Source organism: Mesorhizobium sp. ArgA1, assembly GCF_053714375.1.
In genome coordinates, this window is the sequence record NZ_JBSKBQ010000177.1 from 1 (window position 1) to 293 (window position 293).

Annotated in this window: 1 protein-coding gene; it reads right to left on the reverse strand. The window is 64.5% G+C overall.

Going from position 1 to position 293, the window contains the following annotated elements:
- A partial coding sequence (locus tag ACWGTI_RS32885; RefSeq protein WP_454590709.1) for a hypothetical protein occupies positions 1–293 on the reverse strand: 293 nt, incomplete at both ends.

Sequence of the window (293 nt, forward strand, 5' to 3'; positions counted from 1 at the left end):
GGCGAGGTCAGCGTGTAGCTGTAGGTGCCGTTGGCATTGAAGGTCAGCGTGCCGTGCACGCCGGTGGCGCTGCTCAGCAGTGCGTAGGTGTAGGGACCTGTGCCGCCCGACACATTGTCGACGACGGTGCCGGCAATGGTCTCTGCCGTGCTCGACGGGTTGGAGCCGATCGGCAGTGCCGCCTCGTTGACCGTCAGGTCGTCATTGGAAGCGGCCAGGCCGCTGTCCGACAGGTTGATGGTGAGCGTGGTCGTCGACAGGTCGCCGTCGCCATCCATGATGGTGTAGACGAA